Source organism: Mycobacterium sp. TY815 (assembly GCF_030755135.1).
Taxonomy (GTDB): Bacteria; Actinomycetota; Actinomycetes; order Mycobacteriales; family Mycobacteriaceae; genus Mycobacterium.
Genome location: NZ_JAUFRX010000004.1, coordinates 81,841 through 96,287, shown reverse-complemented (window position 1 = coordinate 96,287; position 14,447 = coordinate 81,841). Strand labels below are relative to the sequence as shown.

At 62.1% G+C, this 14,447-nt stretch carries 13 protein-coding genes and 2 pseudogenes; 7 read left to right on the top strand and 8 right to left on the bottom strand.

Annotation, left to right across the window (positions count from 1 at the left end; translation table 11 throughout):
* Positions 1 to 425 precede the first annotated feature (425 nt).
* The gene (locus QXK92_RS30400) at positions 426 to 1,061 is read right to left on the bottom strand and encodes an FMN-dependent NADH-azoreductase (RefSeq protein ID WP_033719496.1); all 636 of its coding nucleotides are present in this window, start codon (positions 1,059 to 1,061) and stop codon (positions 426 to 428) included.
* 162 nt (positions 1,062 to 1,223) lie between these two features.
* Here QXK92_RS30400 and QXK92_RS30395 point away from each other — a divergent pair, with 162 nt between their 5' ends.
* Positions 1,224 to 1,760: a nitroreductase/quinone reductase family protein gene (locus tag QXK92_RS30395; protein WP_033719495.1), complete on the top strand. Its 537-nt coding sequence runs from the start codon at positions 1,224 to 1,226 to the stop codon at positions 1,758 to 1,760.
* Positions 1,761 to 2,325: 565 nt separating this feature from the next.
* On the opposite strand, the gene QXK92_RS30390 is transcribed toward QXK92_RS30395, so the two are convergent.
* The 3 genes and pseudogenes from QXK92_RS30390 to QXK92_RS34210 form a co-directional block, all read right to left on the bottom strand.
* A complete protein-coding gene (locus QXK92_RS30390) occupies positions 2,326 to 2,631 on the bottom strand; it encodes a hypothetical protein (RefSeq protein ID WP_306248179.1) in 306 nt (101 codons plus the stop codon).
* A gap of 653 nt (positions 2,632 to 3,284) precedes the next feature.
* Entirely contained in the window at positions 3,285 to 3,560 is a 276-nt protein-coding gene (locus QXK92_RS30385) for a TetR family transcriptional regulator C-terminal domain-containing protein (RefSeq protein WP_172435214.1), read from the bottom strand.
* Positions 3,561 to 3,718: 158 nt separating this feature from the next.
* A pseudogene (locus QXK92_RS34210) lies at positions 3,719 to 3,856 on the bottom strand (helix-turn-helix domain-containing protein); the annotation flags it as partial.
* Between the two features lie 457 nt (positions 3,857 to 4,313).
* Between QXK92_RS34210 and QXK92_RS30380 the strand changes: the two are divergent.
* A pseudogene (locus QXK92_RS30380) lies at positions 4,314 to 5,149 on the top strand (oxidoreductase).
* Positions 5,150 to 5,486: 337 nt separating this feature from the next.
* On the opposite strand, the gene QXK92_RS30375 reads toward QXK92_RS30380, so the two are convergent.
* Positions 5,487 to 5,972, bottom strand: a complete 486-nt coding sequence (locus QXK92_RS30375) for a response regulator transcription factor (protein ID WP_084021951.1) — start codon at positions 5,970 to 5,972, stop codon at positions 5,487 to 5,489.
* A complete protein-coding gene (locus tag QXK92_RS30370) occupies positions 5,969 to 7,105 on the bottom strand; it encodes a GAF domain-containing sensor histidine kinase (protein ID WP_306248175.1) in 1,137 nt (378 codons plus the stop codon). The genes QXK92_RS30375 and QXK92_RS30370 overlap by 4 nt, the downstream gene beginning before the upstream one ends.
* On the opposite strand from QXK92_RS30370, the gene QXK92_RS30365 reads away from it, so the two are divergent.
* Together QXK92_RS30365 and QXK92_RS30360 are read left to right on the top strand one after the other, a co-directional pair.
* On the top strand, positions 7,104 to 7,409 hold the full coding sequence (locus tag QXK92_RS30365; protein WP_186275172.1) for a transposase: 306 nt from the start codon (positions 7,104 to 7,106) through the stop codon (positions 7,407 to 7,409). The two genes, QXK92_RS30370 and QXK92_RS30365, sit on opposite strands and share 2 nt — an antisense overlap.
* A 14-nt stretch (positions 7,410 to 7,423) precedes the next feature.
* Entirely contained in the window at positions 7,424 to 8,299 is an 876-nt protein-coding gene (locus QXK92_RS30360) for an IS3 family transposase (RefSeq protein ID WP_244975695.1), read from the top strand.
* 26 nt (positions 8,300 to 8,325) lie between these two features.
* Here QXK92_RS30360 and QXK92_RS30355 read toward each other — a convergent pair whose 3' ends face one another.
* Positions 8,326 to 10,815, bottom strand: a complete 2,490-nt coding sequence (locus QXK92_RS30355) for a GAF domain-containing protein (protein ID WP_306248170.1) — start codon at positions 10,813 to 10,815, stop codon at positions 8,326 to 8,328.
* Positions 10,816 to 11,059: 244 nt separating this feature from the next.
* On the opposite strand from QXK92_RS30355, the gene QXK92_RS30350 reads away from it, so the two are divergent.
* Complete coding sequence (locus QXK92_RS30350; protein ID WP_084021949.1) at positions 11,060 to 11,698, top strand: response regulator transcription factor; 639 nt, start codon at positions 11,060 to 11,062, stop codon at positions 11,696 to 11,698.
* A 5-nt stretch (positions 11,699 to 11,703) separates the two neighbouring features.
* On the opposite strand, the gene QXK92_RS30345 is transcribed toward QXK92_RS30350, so the two are convergent.
* A complete protein-coding gene (locus QXK92_RS30345; RefSeq protein WP_084022911.1) occupies positions 11,704 to 12,369 on the bottom strand; it encodes an NAD(P)H-dependent oxidoreductase in 666 nt (221 codons plus the stop codon).
* A 421-nt stretch (positions 12,370 to 12,790) separates the two neighbouring features.
* Between QXK92_RS30345 and QXK92_RS30340 the strand changes: the two genes are divergently transcribed.
* Together QXK92_RS30340 and QXK92_RS30335 are read left to right on the top strand one after the other, a co-directional pair.
* The gene (locus tag QXK92_RS30340; RefSeq protein ID WP_306248166.1) at positions 12,791 to 13,441 is read left to right on the top strand and encodes a cutinase family protein; all 651 of its coding nucleotides are present in this window, start codon (positions 12,791 to 12,793) and stop codon (positions 13,439 to 13,441) included.
* Between the two features lie 318 nt (positions 13,442 to 13,759).
* Positions 13,760 to 14,446, top strand: coding sequence for a class I SAM-dependent methyltransferase (locus QXK92_RS30335; protein WP_306248164.1), 687 nt, complete (start codon positions 13,760 to 13,762; stop codon positions 14,444 to 14,446).
* The last annotated feature ends 1 nt before the right edge of the window (position 14,447 follow it).

Here is a 14,447-nt window from a genome sequence, read left to right as displayed (position 1 = left end):
CTCGCGTATTCACCAGACGCACGCGAAGCGCAGCCCGCAGCGATTTGTCGTTCCTGAGATTGACTCCTGAACGTACACACCAAGACTTACCACCCGAATCCCACGGCGGCGACGAAATCCATTGCGACTAATATAAAGTCGTGCCAGTCGTTCTCGGTCGGCACTGGCAGCGTTTCCACGCCATCTTTAGGCGTTGGTCACGTACCGTCGAAGTCGGGAATCCCCGAGGCTTTGGTCGGACTCGAGCTTGGGATGTAGAAGGCCTATCGAACTGTGATATCCCCTTGCGCCAACGCGGCTTACCGTGCTGTTCCGGAATCGTTGTTCGACGCGGTCGTTCGTGCTCTGGCGGACTTCGATCGAATATCGCTGCGTCAGAACCGAAGTCCTAGACGTCGATGACGCGAAACAATACGGGAATGTAATCAGACGCGGCCGTGGGCAGCTGCCAGCTCGACCGCTCGCTCACGGGCTCTGTCGAAGCCACCGTCGGGATCAGGGGTCAGCAACGAAGGTTGAAATCGCAGCTCGTCGATTTCTGTCACCCCCGCCTCGTTGAGCCACGCGCGCAGATGGGTCGAGTGGTGGTCAACGCCGAACGATGAGGGAACGCCCTGAGCGTAGACGCCTGAGGTCAGCACAAGTGTTGCGTGCTTGTTCTTCAGAAGTCCGTAGTAACCGGTCTCTGGGTTGAGTCCCCACAGGAGGCCGGGCTGGTGTATCAGGTCAATATAATGCTTGAGGCGGTACGGGACGCCGCCGTTCCACATCGGCGCGGCAATTAGGTAGCGGTCGGCAGAAATGAATCTGGCTGCCACTGCCACGATTTGATCCCATGCCGTCTGCTGCTTGTCGTTCTGGTTTTGCTCAGTGATGACGTTCATCTTGGCTGCCACCTTATCGCCGTCGAACGCCGGGAGATCGGTCTCCCAGAGTTCAAGAATATCGATGTTCAGGTCCGGGTTGTTCACCCGCAACGCATTGAGGTACGTCTGGGCGATCTGAATAGACTTTGACGCGTTCTTGCGCGGGGAGGCTTGCAAGAAAAGTAGATTCGACAAGAGTTCAACTCCGTTTCGGGTGTCCAGGATGCTGCACGGCAGCCACCAACACTCTGCAAAGTAGGCATACCAGAAAAGTACCGAAAGGTACAGTCACCGGTTGACGCGCGAACGCGATCGAGCATCTACCAGCTCGCGGCAACAAGACGTACCATTCTGCTCATGAGCGATCGGCTGTATGGCATCCCGCGAGTCGATCCCACTGCAAGGCCGGGTGTGATGCGGCGCGCTATCGGCCGGTTCATGTCCACGCACACGGGATCAGCGATCCACCGCAGGCTCTTGGCGCCGCTCGACAACCGCCTAGTTCGGCTTACTCACGGACGCGCACATTTCGCGAAAGGAGCCATCCCCCTTGTCTTGGTTCGCACGACCGGAGCTAAGTCGGGATTGTCGCGAGACGTGATGCTCACCTACTTCACCGATGAAGACGACGTCATCGTGATTGCCTCGAATTACGGCCAGGCCAGCCACCCGAGCTGGTACCACAACTTGCTCAAGAATGCGCAGTGCCAGGTGTTCGCCGATGGCCGTCCCGACCGGGGCGGCGACTTCATCGCCCGCGCGGCCGAGGGTGAGGACCGTAACCGCTTATACGCGCTTGCTGAGCGATATACATCAAATTTTTCGGCGTATGCCGCGAACACCGACGGACTTCGCGCTATCCCTGTACTTCGGCTGACTCCGCAAAGTTCCTGACCCGTAGATGGTTTCGCGAGCACGGCGGGGAGTCGGTGTTTGACTCCGCGGTGTCGAGGCCCGTTGCCGGTTCCTCATTGTTCGGATCTGACTCGGGCATGTCCGTAACGCCGGTTGAGGGCCTCGGCGTATCGAGGGTGGCAGTACTCAAACTGGCTCCGGTGGCTCTGCAACGTGGCCATCCCGCGACACGACCGAGGAGCCACGGCCAAGCGTGGGCCGCCCGCAAAGGCGATACACCAATAAGGCAGCGCAACGCTTCTCGGTGGCTCTTGCCCGCGGCTCGTTTTCGTCGGTGTAGTCGCGTCCCGGGGTGGCTTGGGCGATCTGGGTGATGGCCATGGTGTGCAGGCAGCAGTTGAGTTGACGGCCGCCGGCGCGAGAAAGGCAATGGCGGTGGCTGCTTTGGTGATGCGCCGGTCGAGTTGGCAAATCGCGGCGACGAGGTCGACGGCAAGGCTACGAAGCGTTCTGACCGCCGGCTCGCAGGGTCGGATCCGGCGGAGGACGTCGGCGGCGCGGTCGGCGGTCAGGCCGCGCGGGGCGCCGACCGGTGTGAGATGGGTCAGTAGCACATGGAGCCGGTTGACGGTTTGGGTGCGGGTTTCGACCAGGTCGTCACGGTGTTCGACCAGCGCCCGCATCGCGATGATGTTGGCTCGACGGCGGCGGTGTTGAGCGTGCACCCCGTCAGTGCGGCGATCCCGACTGAGACGGCGTCAGCTTCATCGGTTTTGCGGCCATGCCTGGTCGAGAGCAGCCGCACGCGAGCGGCTAGTTTGGCGGGAACATCGATGACCTCGACGCCGTCGGCGGCCAGCTGCCGGGTCAACGGTGCGCCCAATCCGGCCGCGCCTTCCATAGCCCACACCGGGTTGCTCCACTGCCGGGCGAACCGGCGCAGCCGGCGTCAGCCGTCTGCGCTGACATCCACCCGTAGCACCTCAAGAAGTTCTAAGGCGGTGCCAACCGCGGCGGCAGTCCAGGATGCCTTGTGCGGATCGACAGCGATGACGACACGATCAGTCGGTAACGATGATGGCACCACGGGCGGGTTTTCCTCCGTGCGTTCGGCAACGACGTGAATGCGGTTTGAGCAGAGCAACTTTCGGGATTTCAAGCTCCTCTTCAGCCACTCGCGGCCAACGGTGCCGATCGAGACGCAAGCCGTCTAAGAGCCAACCCAACCGGGCGGCAGGTATCAGAGTGAGCGATCCCGAACCGGCACCTCGGAGATTGAGGCTGCAGACCCCGTTCCCCTGACCACTGTCGAACCAGTTGGCAATGACGACACGATCGGTCGGTGACGACTGGCACCCGGCCCCTTCGCCTTTACAGCAGCCCGAACGACGTCAGATGACCCACCCACCCGGTGGGGTCGCATGAGTCAGCGTGCGCGCTCGGCGCACCTGACAACACGCCGCGCACTCCGGCGAAGTCTTCTAACGCCGCCAACCACCGGCGACAATGCCCCCCGCATCCCACATGACTTGACACGACCTTCAGCCAGCTAGCCGAGCATGGTCATGCGCGCAGGCCCGCGATCAGCGTGCGTTCCAGCTCGGCGCAGACCCGATCGAGGTCGAGTCCGTGCGGGTCGAGCAGCCATTGGTATGCGATGCCGCCGAGCGCGCCAATGATGAAGGCGATGGCGGCCTCGGCGTCGAGGTCGGCGCGGAGTTCGCCGGTGTCGATGCCGCCCTGGATCCAGGACAGGGTGTTGGCGCGCAAGGTGCGGTGCAGCGCGGCGAAATCGACGGCAAGCTCGGGCCGAGGTCCGAGCGCTTCGAAGAGCAGCACGTAGAACAGGCGGGGGCGACGTGGCGGCGCCCGGTGAGAAATCCGCGGTGTGCGCGCAGCGCGCGGGTGACGGCTTCGATTCCACGCGCATCGCCGACGTAGGGCACCAGCTCATTGATCTCCCAGCGCAGGAACGCATCGTCGACGGCGGCGCGCAGCAGTCCTTCTTTGGAGCCGAAGTGCCAGCCGATCGAGCCACGGCTGACAGCGGCGCGGTCGCCGATCGCGGCGAGCGAGGTGTCGCGGTACCCGTTTTTAGCGAACAGCTCGGAGGCCCGCGGCCACCAGCGCGGCACGGGAGCGCTCTGACTGTTCGGCTTTCTTTGTCAGGGGCGCGTCCATGAGGGTGAGGTTACCGGTCATCAGATGCGCCGCTGCTGGTCGGCCCAGAACCTTTCGCGGATCTGGCGTATGAGAATTTTGCCCGCCGAGTTGCTCGATGCCGACGGCTACCGACGCGAGGCCTAATCGGGATAGGGTCCGTCTTACGGCGTCCGGGCCGGCTGCCTTGGCGGCCGCGGTGACTTGGGCGCGTGCGTAATGCCAGACAGCCCACCGAGGTGGCCGTCTTCCCGGGCGGACCCGAGGTGGCCGAGGGGCGTGCACGGCTTCCGTACCTTCAGTCACGCCAAAGGCGTGTTCACGCAGTCCGATCAGGACATCGCCGCAATGGCGGGCCTTCGACTGCCGTTCGACGAGCGGCTAAGCGCTGCAATGGATTTCCAGATTCAACGATAGGGCAGGAGAGCGACGATGAGATGGACACCCGACGACATTCCCGATCTGACGGGACGCATTGCGGTGGTCACCGGAGCCAACGGTGGTCTGGGCCTAGAAACCGCGCGTGAACTCGCTCGCGCGGGCGCGTCGGTGGTGATGGCCGCCCGCAACCAGACCAAGGCCGAAGCGGCCAAAGCGGAGATCCTTGCCGATGTCCCGGCGGCCGACCTCGAGGTCGTCTCCCTTGATCTCGGTTCGCTGGCGTCGGTGCGCGCGGCTGCCGCGACGATCGTCTCGCGGCACCCGAGGTCGATCTGCTGATCAACAACGCCGGAGTGATGGCCGTGCCCGAGGGCAGGACCGCTGACGGATTCGAAATACAGTTCGGCACCAATCATCTCGGGCACTTCGCGCTCACGGCGCAGCTGCTGCCGGCGCTTGCGGCGGCTCGAGCTGCCCGCGTCGTCAGCGTCACCTCTACTGCACGCCACATCTGCCGGCCAGTGGACCCCGACAATCCGCACCTGCACGGCAGGTACAAGCCGCGGCGGGCGTACGGCCAGTCCAAGCTGGCCAATTTGCACTTCGCGGTCGAGCTTCATCGACGTCTGACGGCCGTGGGTCTACCGGTGTCCAGCTTGGTGGCGCACCCCGGGTTGTCCAACACCGATCTGCAGACCGTGAGCGCGGCTCAGAGCGGCGGCTTCTCGCAGCGGTTTTTCAAGAACCTCGCCGGGGCGGCGGGCATGTCCGCAGCGAACGGCGCACGTCCCTTGCTGCGGGCGGCGACCGACCCGAAGGCGCGCGGCGGGCAACTCTACGCTCCTCGTTTCGTTAACAACGGAGCCTTCGTGCACACCGTCCGCTGATGGGGCGATCGCTGAACCGGCGAGCCGCGACCACACGCTGGGAGGTCTCTGAGCGCGAAACAGGCATCGACTTCGACATCCAGGCAACCGCTAGGGCACAGCGATAGGCTCTCGAAACAAGCCACGCGTCGATGAGGCCAGGCGCGCAGATCACTTCGTCGCAGATGCCTAACGCTGAGGGACTTCCCAGCTCACTACACCGCGGACGTTTTCAATCACTCTCTGGGAGGAAGGTCGCATGCTCACTCACCAGGCTCCGATCAACAGGGCCGACATGTCACGGGTTCTTGCGGCGGCGTGATTCTGCGATGGGGCTCTAAACCGCTCTAACCCTGGTTCAAGGTCCGGTCGGTTCTTCTCGCTGACCGTGCTTGTCGGCCGATGGTGTTGCGGCGCAACTCGATTCTCCCCACGCTGCGGTGGGCGGAATGGTTTCACCCGCAGCTACTCTGCGCAGGATCTGCAGAAGGACTTGTGGAGCAACATCTTTGAACAGGCACGCCTTCGCCCCGGCAGCCAGGACGCGCTGAATTTGATGGTCGGTGGCACTAGTGGTCAGCACGAGAATGCAGGCAGTCGGATCAGCCGCCAGCACGCGACGGACAACTTGCAAACCGTCAAGATGAGGCATACGTAAGTCGAGGACCAGCACGTGAGGCCGATGGCACAGGTAAGCGGTCAATGCGCCTTCGCCGTCGCTGCTTTCAGCAACCACGTCGGTGCCCCCGAGAGTTTCGAGAATACTTCGCAGGCTCTGCCGAAAAGCTACGTGATCATCAGCGAGCACTACCCTTAAGCACGCGTCGGCGTTGTCTGCGATCATGGCGGCGGCAGCGGGTAACTAACCGAAACTCGCGTTCCGTGCGGCTGCACCCGCGTCACGGTGAGAACGCCGCCGCCAGTCGCTGCTCGCTCGCGCATTGCACGCAAGCCTCCTCGTTCCCTGGCCTGCGAAATGATGTCCTCGGCAATCCCGGTGCCATCATCGTCGACAGTGACGGTGAGTTGACCCTGGGTAGCGCCGACGTGGACGACGATGGTGCGCGCGTCAGCATATTTGAGGGCATTCTGCAGCGATTCTTGCACGATCCGATAAGCGGAATCTTCCAGCGCGGGTGTCAGATGCAGAAGGGGACCGTGGGACTGCAACTGGCAGTCGATTTGACCGGTGATAGCGCAGTTGTCGACTAAGCGTGTCAATGCGGCGATCAGCCCGTCAGCCTCTAACGTCACCGAGCGCAGTGCGAAGACGGAGCGACGCGCTTCGCTGACCCCGTCGGCTGCCAGCGCTTCGATCCTGCGGAGGAAAAGGTGGCGGTGCGAGTCCTCGTCAGAAAGCAGTGCTGCGCGGGCCTGCATCAATATTGCCGTGAATCCCTGCGCGAGTCCGTCGTGAATCTCGCCGGCCACCCGGCCACGTTCGACGTCGAGAGCGGCGGTGCGGGCGTCTTCGGCCAATCGGGTCAGGCGCACCGCGAGCACGGCTTGTTGAGCTAGGACCTGCGCTACCTCGAGTGTGTTTTCATCGAGAGATAATTCAGCCGATTTGTCGAAACACAACCCGAGGAACCCGATAGCGGTGCCGCGATAGATCATCGGCACGTCAGCGACGTACCGGTGGCCCAACGCGCGATGAAATTGCAGCGCCTCCGGCCAATCGATTGGCGAAGGGTTGTCGTAGTCCATCCACAACACCTTCTTGTCGACGGCCATTGCGCCCCAGGCCGGATCATCCGCTGTCGACCGGGGCGCGCGGAACGCAGCGCCCAAAGGATCGGTAGCGACGTTAACAACGGCACCACGCATAATGAACGCTTCAGCACTCAGCGTCTGCTTTGCGGCGTCATGGATAAACACCGCTCCGCTCACGGCGCCGGCAGCGTTGATTGAGGCTCCCCCCGGACGGTGGACATCGAGATAGCGGGACAAATGCTCCCGCTGGAAGGATGTCACCATGTCCCGAACCCGCCGGTCTTTCACGACCGAATACAAGGTCGAAGCCGCCCATCGGGTGATCGATTCTGGACGCACGATCGCCGAGGTCGCTCGTGAACTCGGGCTCAACGAGGGCCTACTTGGGCGCTGGGTCGCCGATGAGCGTCGCAGGGTCGAGGCGGCTGCGACGCGCAATGAGGAGCCGTTGACTCCCGCGGAGCGCACCGAGTTGGTGCGGCTGCGCAAGCAGGTCGCCGAGCAGGAGAAAGATATAGCGTTCCTGAAAAAAGCCTCGGCGTACTTTGCCGCCAGCCAGCCGAGGTAGACCGCTTCGAGCTGATGGCCGCAGAGTGCGCGACCACCGCGATCACCCGGATGGCCCGCCTGCTGGGCGTGTCCACCTCCGGTTTCTACAAGCATGTGAACCGTTCGACGACAACGGAATTGACCGATCGAGAGCAACGAAAGGCCGACCTGAGCGTGAAGATTGTCGAGCATCACCGCGACTCTGGGGGCACCTACGGCTCGCCTAGAATCACTGCCGATCTACGTGCCGCCGGGGAGAAAGTGTCAGAAAAGACGGTCGCCAAGATCATGGCCGAGATCGGACTGGCCGGGATCAGCCCGCGCACGTTCAAGGTCCGCACCACGATCGTCGACCCCACCGCCTCCTTCCCAGCTGATCTGGTCGAGCGTTGCTTCGATCAGGGCCGGTGCGATGCGGTGTGGAGTTCGGACATCACCTACCTGACCTGCGGTGAGGGCGACATGTACCTCTGCGCAATCCGAGATGAGCACTCCAAACGGGTGCTGGGCTGGACGGTGGCCGATCACATGCTCACCGCGCTGGTCACCGACGCCCTGGCTCAGGCGGTTGCGGTGCGCGGTGGCCACCTCAGCGGCACCATCATGCATTCCGACCGCGGGGTCCAGTACACCGCAAAGGCGATGGTCCAGGCCTGCGCTGATGCCGGCCTGCGTCGATCGATGGGCGCTACCGGGATCTGCTGGGATAACAGCGGCGTGGAATCGCTGTGGTCGACGTTCAAACACGAGTTCTACTATCGCCACGTCTTCGCGACAAAGTCGGAACTCGTTGCAGCCGTTGACAAATGGATGGACTTCTACAACAATCAACGGCGTCATTCGGCACTCGGGATGATCAGTCCCAACGCCTACGAACAATCACTCAACGCGGACACGCAAGCCGCATAACCCCCGTCCACTTTTCGGGGGGAACCTCAGATCGCCTCCATCAGCACGGCGGTCAGAAAGTCGGATAAGCCCTCGCCGGACGCGAGCTGGGCGGTTGAGCGGGTCAACGCGGCATTGGCCTGAGCCAAGGTATCAGCTCGCTGGCGGGCGGCGCTTTCTCTCTCCCGCAGTACCACGGCCTCTCGCGCCTTCGCCGCGGCCTGTTCGAGCGCTGCCACCAAACCGAGCTGATTGGCCAGCGCGCGCAGCAACGCACTGGTCCGCCTGTCAAACACTGGGCTGTGCACGAAACCGAGGCCGAGAATGCCGATCGTTCGGTCACCGTGGCGAAGCGGCACCATGGCCAGCGCCCGGTGGCCCTGGGCGTAATGCCAGGCGTTGCTCGGCGGCCAGAGCCGCGGCGCCAGCGCGTCGAGTTCTTCGGCTACCAATTGGTCATCCGACAGTGCGACGCCGGACGGAAAGTCAGACCACTGGCACGTCTGCCGGCACATGGGGTGAGCCCGATCGCTCTGAGGGTCCACCGGCTCGCCGTCGAGGAAAAGCAGCGGCATGGTGAGGCCCCTGTCGGGCTCTTCCAGCATCAGGGCGCTGCATTGTGCCCCAGCGATGCCACCGATCTCTTTGACCATGCGGGCCATGAGCACGTCGGTCGTTTCCTCCACAGTGGCGTGACTTAACGATCGACTCAAGACCGCATTGGCGCGGGCCAATTCGGCGGCCTGCTCGGCCGCGATAGCGGCCTCGCGATCACGCTCGGCCAGACGGTTGACTTGGATGGCGAGTGCGACTTGCTTGCCGAGCGTTTCCCCCAGGGCAACCTCCCCGGTGCTGAAGGGCTGCTGCTCATCGCGGTGCAACGTGATTGCAGCGCAACTTACGCCGTTAACCATCAACGGCACGTTAAGTTCCCACGCCCACCCGCGGCTGCGGCAGAAGTTGTGTAGTGCTGGCGACGCGGTCGCCTTGGTATGGTGCACGACACTGGGCGAACTGCGCCGTCGGTAGTCAACGCCTAGGTGCGCAGGCGACACGGTGAACCCGGACGCCATCTCACGAACAGTGGTCAAGTCGTCGCCGTTGAGGCTGGGTAGCTCATCCGGCCCGTAGACGACGCCGTGGTCGAGCCAGAAGCGCAGAAAGATGGTATCGGCAGGGTGCTCGAAGTAACCCGCACCGGACGCATTAAGGGCCTCGGCGACAATGCGCAAGGCCTTCGAGATGAAACCTTCAAGGCCGTCGAGGCTAGCTGTCGCGTCAACCAGACGCTGCAAGGCGACGTTGGCAACTTCCAGTTCTGCCGCCCGCGCCTGCGTCGCGGCCTCACGTTCGCGCGTCACCGCCAGCTCACGCTCGTGCTTGCCCGCCCGAATGAGCTGCACTGCCAATGCGGCTTGGTGGCCAAGAGACTGCAGCAGATCAAGTTCGTCTTGCGTGAGTTCGCGACGCCGAAGAAATGCAACGCCAAGAAACCCGGCAAAGCGGTCGCCGTAATGGAGAGGTGTCACCAACACCGTCTGCGAGCCGAAGCGACGGTGATACTCGACTGTTCCCGGCCAGAAGTTCTGGGGCTCGCGGTCAAGGTCGAAGTAACGGGGCGTGCGGCGATCGCGGAGCACCTCGAAGCATCCCGCGCCGCTGGCCTGAATTGTTGCCGGAAATTGGAATCGCTCGGGTTCATTCTTGGCCACGCCCGCGACGGTAAACAGCTCGTCCTTGGCCTCGTCGTACAGCACAAGCTGACTGCCGTCCGCGTGTAGCCGTGAGGTCACCTCGACTGACAACGCATCCGAAAGTGTATCGAGATCGGAGCCACTAGAGAGTCGAAAGAGCAGTGCATTGAGTGACGCGTCATTAGGCGCCGGCTCGGCGGAATGGCCGGCGCCCTCGGCGTCGGTCGCCTGATCCCGAGAATTGCGCCGTAACTGACCACGTCGTGCGACGCGAGCCATGATGATCGCCGCCGACTGGAGAATCTGCCTTTCCGACGCGTCGCAGCGACGAGAAGTAGTATCGTCGAATCGTACCCACCCCCAATAGTTTTCGTTGACTTGGATGGGGCAGCAAACCACGTATGCGACTTTCGCTTCCTTCAGCACACCGCGAAGTGTTTTGTCGGGGAGATCGCCGATCAACGCATCCAGAGGGTGGTCACTGTGGATCGATGCGTCGATCCATGGACGCATGTCGAGTAACGCCAACGAGTTACCGAGAGGTGTTCGGTCCCGGGCACCCCATCCGGCTAGGAGTTGCGGACGCGGTCGTGCTGCCCCACCTTGGTCATTGAGTTCGATGACGCAGGCTGAGGAAAATTCGCCCGCGTCAGCGATTGCTGCCAGGGCGTTCTGCAACGCCTCTTCTGTCGCGTCAGCCTCGGTCAGGACCGTAACGGCATCGCCGATCGCTGACCGCATCTTTGCTTGACGAAGTTTTGCCGCAGACAAGTCGGACGCTTGGCTGCGCGTGGGGCATTCGGTCGTGCCGCGAGTAGTTCCCCCGAAGGCGGTCTGTCTCACCACTGACATGGTATGTGCGGTGGCACGAAAACGCTGCTGGTCTTGGACCAAGTCTGGTCGTTGGTTGCGCCTGCGCCTAGAACTAAAGGTGAGGCAGACCCCAAATTGTCTCGTGTAGCACCAACGGGTAGACAAGTCGGGCCCGGCAGGGGAGCTTTAGTGAACTTGATGGTACAGTCCGAGGGAGTGGACGATGTCGGGTGGGGGACGAGCACACCGTCGCTAGGTTGCGGTAGACCGGAACATGAGTAATAGCGCGGCTCGGATTGCGGTGTTGTTGGCTGACGACCACGAGGTGGTTAGAGCTGGCGTAGCTTTTATGGTCAATCGCCAAGCTGACATGGAAGTGGTCGCCGAAGCAGCTGACGGGCACGAGGCGGTCGAAATGTATGCGGCCCGGCGTCCCGACGTTGCTCTCATTGATCTGCGGATGCCTGGCGTTGACGGGGTGGAGTGTGTTAGCCGGATCCGCGAAATTGATGCAGACGCGCGCGTGGTGATCCTCACGACGTTCGATGCCGAAGCCGACATTCAACTCGCTCTGCAAGCCGGGGCCAAAGGCTTTCTGCTAAAGGATGTCGCAGAAATCGAGTTGGTGCAGGGCATTCGAAGGGCGGCCGCAGGTCAGATGTGCGTTTCGCCCGCGGTGGCCACCAAGCTGGCCGAGCGGCTTCAGCGTGCGCAGCCCACGGCCCGCGAACTCGACGTGCTCAGGTTGATGGCGGAAGGAAAAACCAATCGGGAGATTGCCGGCGCCTTATTCATTGCCGAGAGCACCGTTAAGTTGCACGCCAACAACCTGTTTGCGAAGTTGGGGGCATCGACACGTACGGAAGCGATGCGGATCGCAATCAGACGGGGGCTAGTCCGTTTTCCCGACTGAATGTGTCAACGGCGCGAACCTTGCGCGCCGGCGCCACCGTCATGATCGGACCGGACGGAAAGGACTTCCCTTGATGGAAATCGTCCGCCCGCGTCGAAAAGCTGCCCATCAAGCGCGCGTCGCTTGAGGGCTTCGGCGATACGGCAGATTGCCGCCCCGTGGTGATAGACCGCGTCGAGCGCCTCTTCGGGCAACTCGTGAGGTTGCAGTGGTGTCATGTCGTCAGAAGTGACGCGGATGTGCGGGCCCCAATGCATTCCGGCAACGTCAAAACCTCGGGTGCATTTCGGGAATGGGACCATGACGCAGCCCATTGCTGCCAGATTGGCCAGCATGGACAGCTGCGCCATTTCGCATCCGCCACCAACGTTTCCGTGCCCGCCGCCAGTAGTGAACACGCCGCAAGCCCTGCCGACCATGTCGTCGTAAAACCACGAGGGCTCGCACAGTTCATCGATGAACTTCTTCATCGGCCAGCTCATTCCGCGTTGGTGCACCGGCGACCCCAAGATCAGGCCGTCAAGGTCACGAAAATCGCTGCGGTGACAGCTTGTGACTTGGCGGAGTCGAACATCGGCACCGGCAGCGCGCGCTCCCCGGGCCAGATGTTGACCGGCATAGGCGCAATGCCCATCAGAGGTGTCATAAGCGACGAGCAGTTGAATCGACATCGAGCTCCTCTCTATCGTCCGCCAAGGCCAACCCGAAACGGTTTCGTCATCGGTCGCGAAGCGGCACGCTCAGGGAATACCCAACTGTCATGTAGGAAACCGTGACCCACTGATTGCGCAGTCCCACGATCGGAGGCTGCTACGTAGTCGGCGACGTAGGCCCGTGCACCGGGGCGGATTCATGCTCGAAGTACCGATCGGTACAGTACTAGTTCGCGACGGTCAACGGCCAGCGGGTCTTGCCCATGGACCGAAAGGAGCTCCGATGCATCAATGCAGCGTCGACCCCAACTGCGTGCGACACTGTCCTGTAGCAGAGCAAGTCGGGATCCTCAGGACTGCGGAGTCGAACCCCAAGCGGTCGTTGTGCCTGCGATGGACTACTGGATGCGGACTCCGATGGCCAGCCCTGCTGACAGCAGTGGTAGGGCTCGGGCTGCTTCTGCAGCCTCTTCCCGAGGCCCAGGCTGCACAGTGTCCTAATGTCGCTCTCGTGTTCGCGCGCGGCACTTTCGAGCCACCGGGGATAGGTGTTACAGGGGAGGCATTTCTCGAAGCCCTCAGGACGCGCCTCGGTGGCTTGACAGTGGAACCCTATGCTGTCGATTACCCTGCATCACTGGATTTTTCGCGTGTTGCCGAAGGGGTTGTTGATGCAAGCCATGAAGTCATCACCCTGGCGTCAGACTGTCCCGCCACCAGGATTGTGATGGGTGGATACTCGCAAGGCGCCGCCGTAGCGGTCTACACCACAACGGACGCTGTCCCAGCAGGATACGTGCTTCCGGACGGGCTCGCCGGACCCCTACCGTCAGGAGTCGCGCAGCACGTCGCCGTGGTAGCACTATTCGGCAAACCACGGGACTCGTTTGTGCAGCTAATAGACGGCGGCGCGCCGCCCCTGACGATCGGTAACCTATTTGCAGCTAAGACCATTGACTTGTGTGCCCCCGCAGACCCAGTGTGTTCACCAACAGGCACCGATCGCGCCGCCCACCGTGCTTACCCCGTCAACGGGATGACGAACCAAGCCGCCGACTTTGCAGCGCAAAGGCTTAACGTCACTCGCTGAAACATCAATGAGCACCAGTCGTCCCAGCGATATGGCCGCAAACCGCCGATCCAGATGGTCGGCAATAGTGATCCGGCGACGCGAGCTTGGGATACATCGTCTGTGTACTATCTGGTACAGAAAAATCCGCTACGATAGCTGGGCCGATGCTTGTTTGCGCAGGAGGGTCAGGTTTACGCAGCATGTCGTCGTGACCAGACAGATTTTGGCCTCTGAATGTGATCTGGTTGACAGCCTTATGTTTTCGACGGGTGCATCGTTGGTCGTCAAGTCCGCGACATACTTTGCGTAACTTGGGCTAAACAAGTGGAAAGATCGATGACAGCTGACCTCAGTATGATTGGCACGATTGACGTCATTTATCGAGCCGCTGCCCAAGGTACGCGCTGTTGGGTGCGTAATGATCGTGGACAGGTACGCGAGCTTCCAATGGCGCGCTTCATGGGCTCGTCTGAAATCGCCGCTTCTGATCGTATTGTTGACGAACACGTTATTGCGTGTTGCTCGCAGCACCCAACACTTGACTTGGGCTGTGGACCAGGACGATTCACGGCTTCGCTGCATCACCGCGGATCGCCTGCACTCGGCGTCGACATGTCAGTCGCTGCCATCGAGCTGACGCGTTCGCGAGGAGGAGCGGCAATTTGCACCGACCTTTTCGGTCCGCTTCCGGCCGAGAGGTGCTGGCAGCAAGTGCTTTTGGTCGACGGGAACATCGGCATCGGTGGCAACCCTGTCCGAGTGCTACAGCGCGCCGCCGAGATGCTCGCACCGCAAGGGATTGTCATTGTCGAAGTCGATCCTCGCCCCTTAGCAGTTAGCCATGAAATGTTGCGCTGGGAGACTAAAGACCACACCAGTCCATGGTTTCGGTGGTCGCGAGTGGGGGCAGGTGCTCTTGGGGCCGTAGCCGACGCCGCGGGACTCCTCGTGACTGACGTACGCAGGATTCACTCGCGGATGATCGCCGTGCTTGCCGCCGTGGGAAGCACCGTCAAACACTAAT

Bases quoted from the DNA above. Each gene is read 5' to 3' on its own strand.
- QXK92_RS30365 (WP_186275172.1), top strand. From the start codon at position 7,104: ATGTCCCGAACCCGCCGGTCTTTCACGACCGAATACAAGGTCGAAGCC.
- QXK92_RS30335 (WP_306248164.1), top strand. From the start codon at position 13,760: ATGACAGCTGACCTCAGTATGATTGGCACGATTGACGTCATTTATCGA.
- QXK92_RS30395 (WP_033719495.1), top strand. From the start codon at position 1,224: ATGAGCGATCGGCTGTATGGCATCCCGCGAGTCGATCCCACTGCAAGG.
- QXK92_RS30345 (WP_084022911.1), bottom strand. From the start codon at position 12,369: ATGTCGATTCAACTGCTCGTCGCTTATGACACCTCTGATGGGCATTGC.
- QXK92_RS30375 (WP_084021951.1), bottom strand. From the start codon at position 5,972: ATGATCGCAGACAACGCCGACGCGTGCTTAAGGGTAGTGCTCGCTGAT.
- QXK92_RS30350 (WP_084021949.1), top strand. From the start codon at position 11,060: ATGAGTAATAGCGCGGCTCGGATTGCGGTGTTGTTGGCTGACGACCAC.
- QXK92_RS30360 (WP_244975695.1), top strand. From the start codon at position 7,424: ATGGCCGCAGAGTGCGCGACCACCGCGATCACCCGGATGGCCCGCCTG.
- QXK92_RS30370 (WP_306248175.1), bottom strand. From the start codon at position 7,105: ATGGTGACATCCTTCCAGCGGGAGCATTTGTCCCGCTATCTCGATGTC.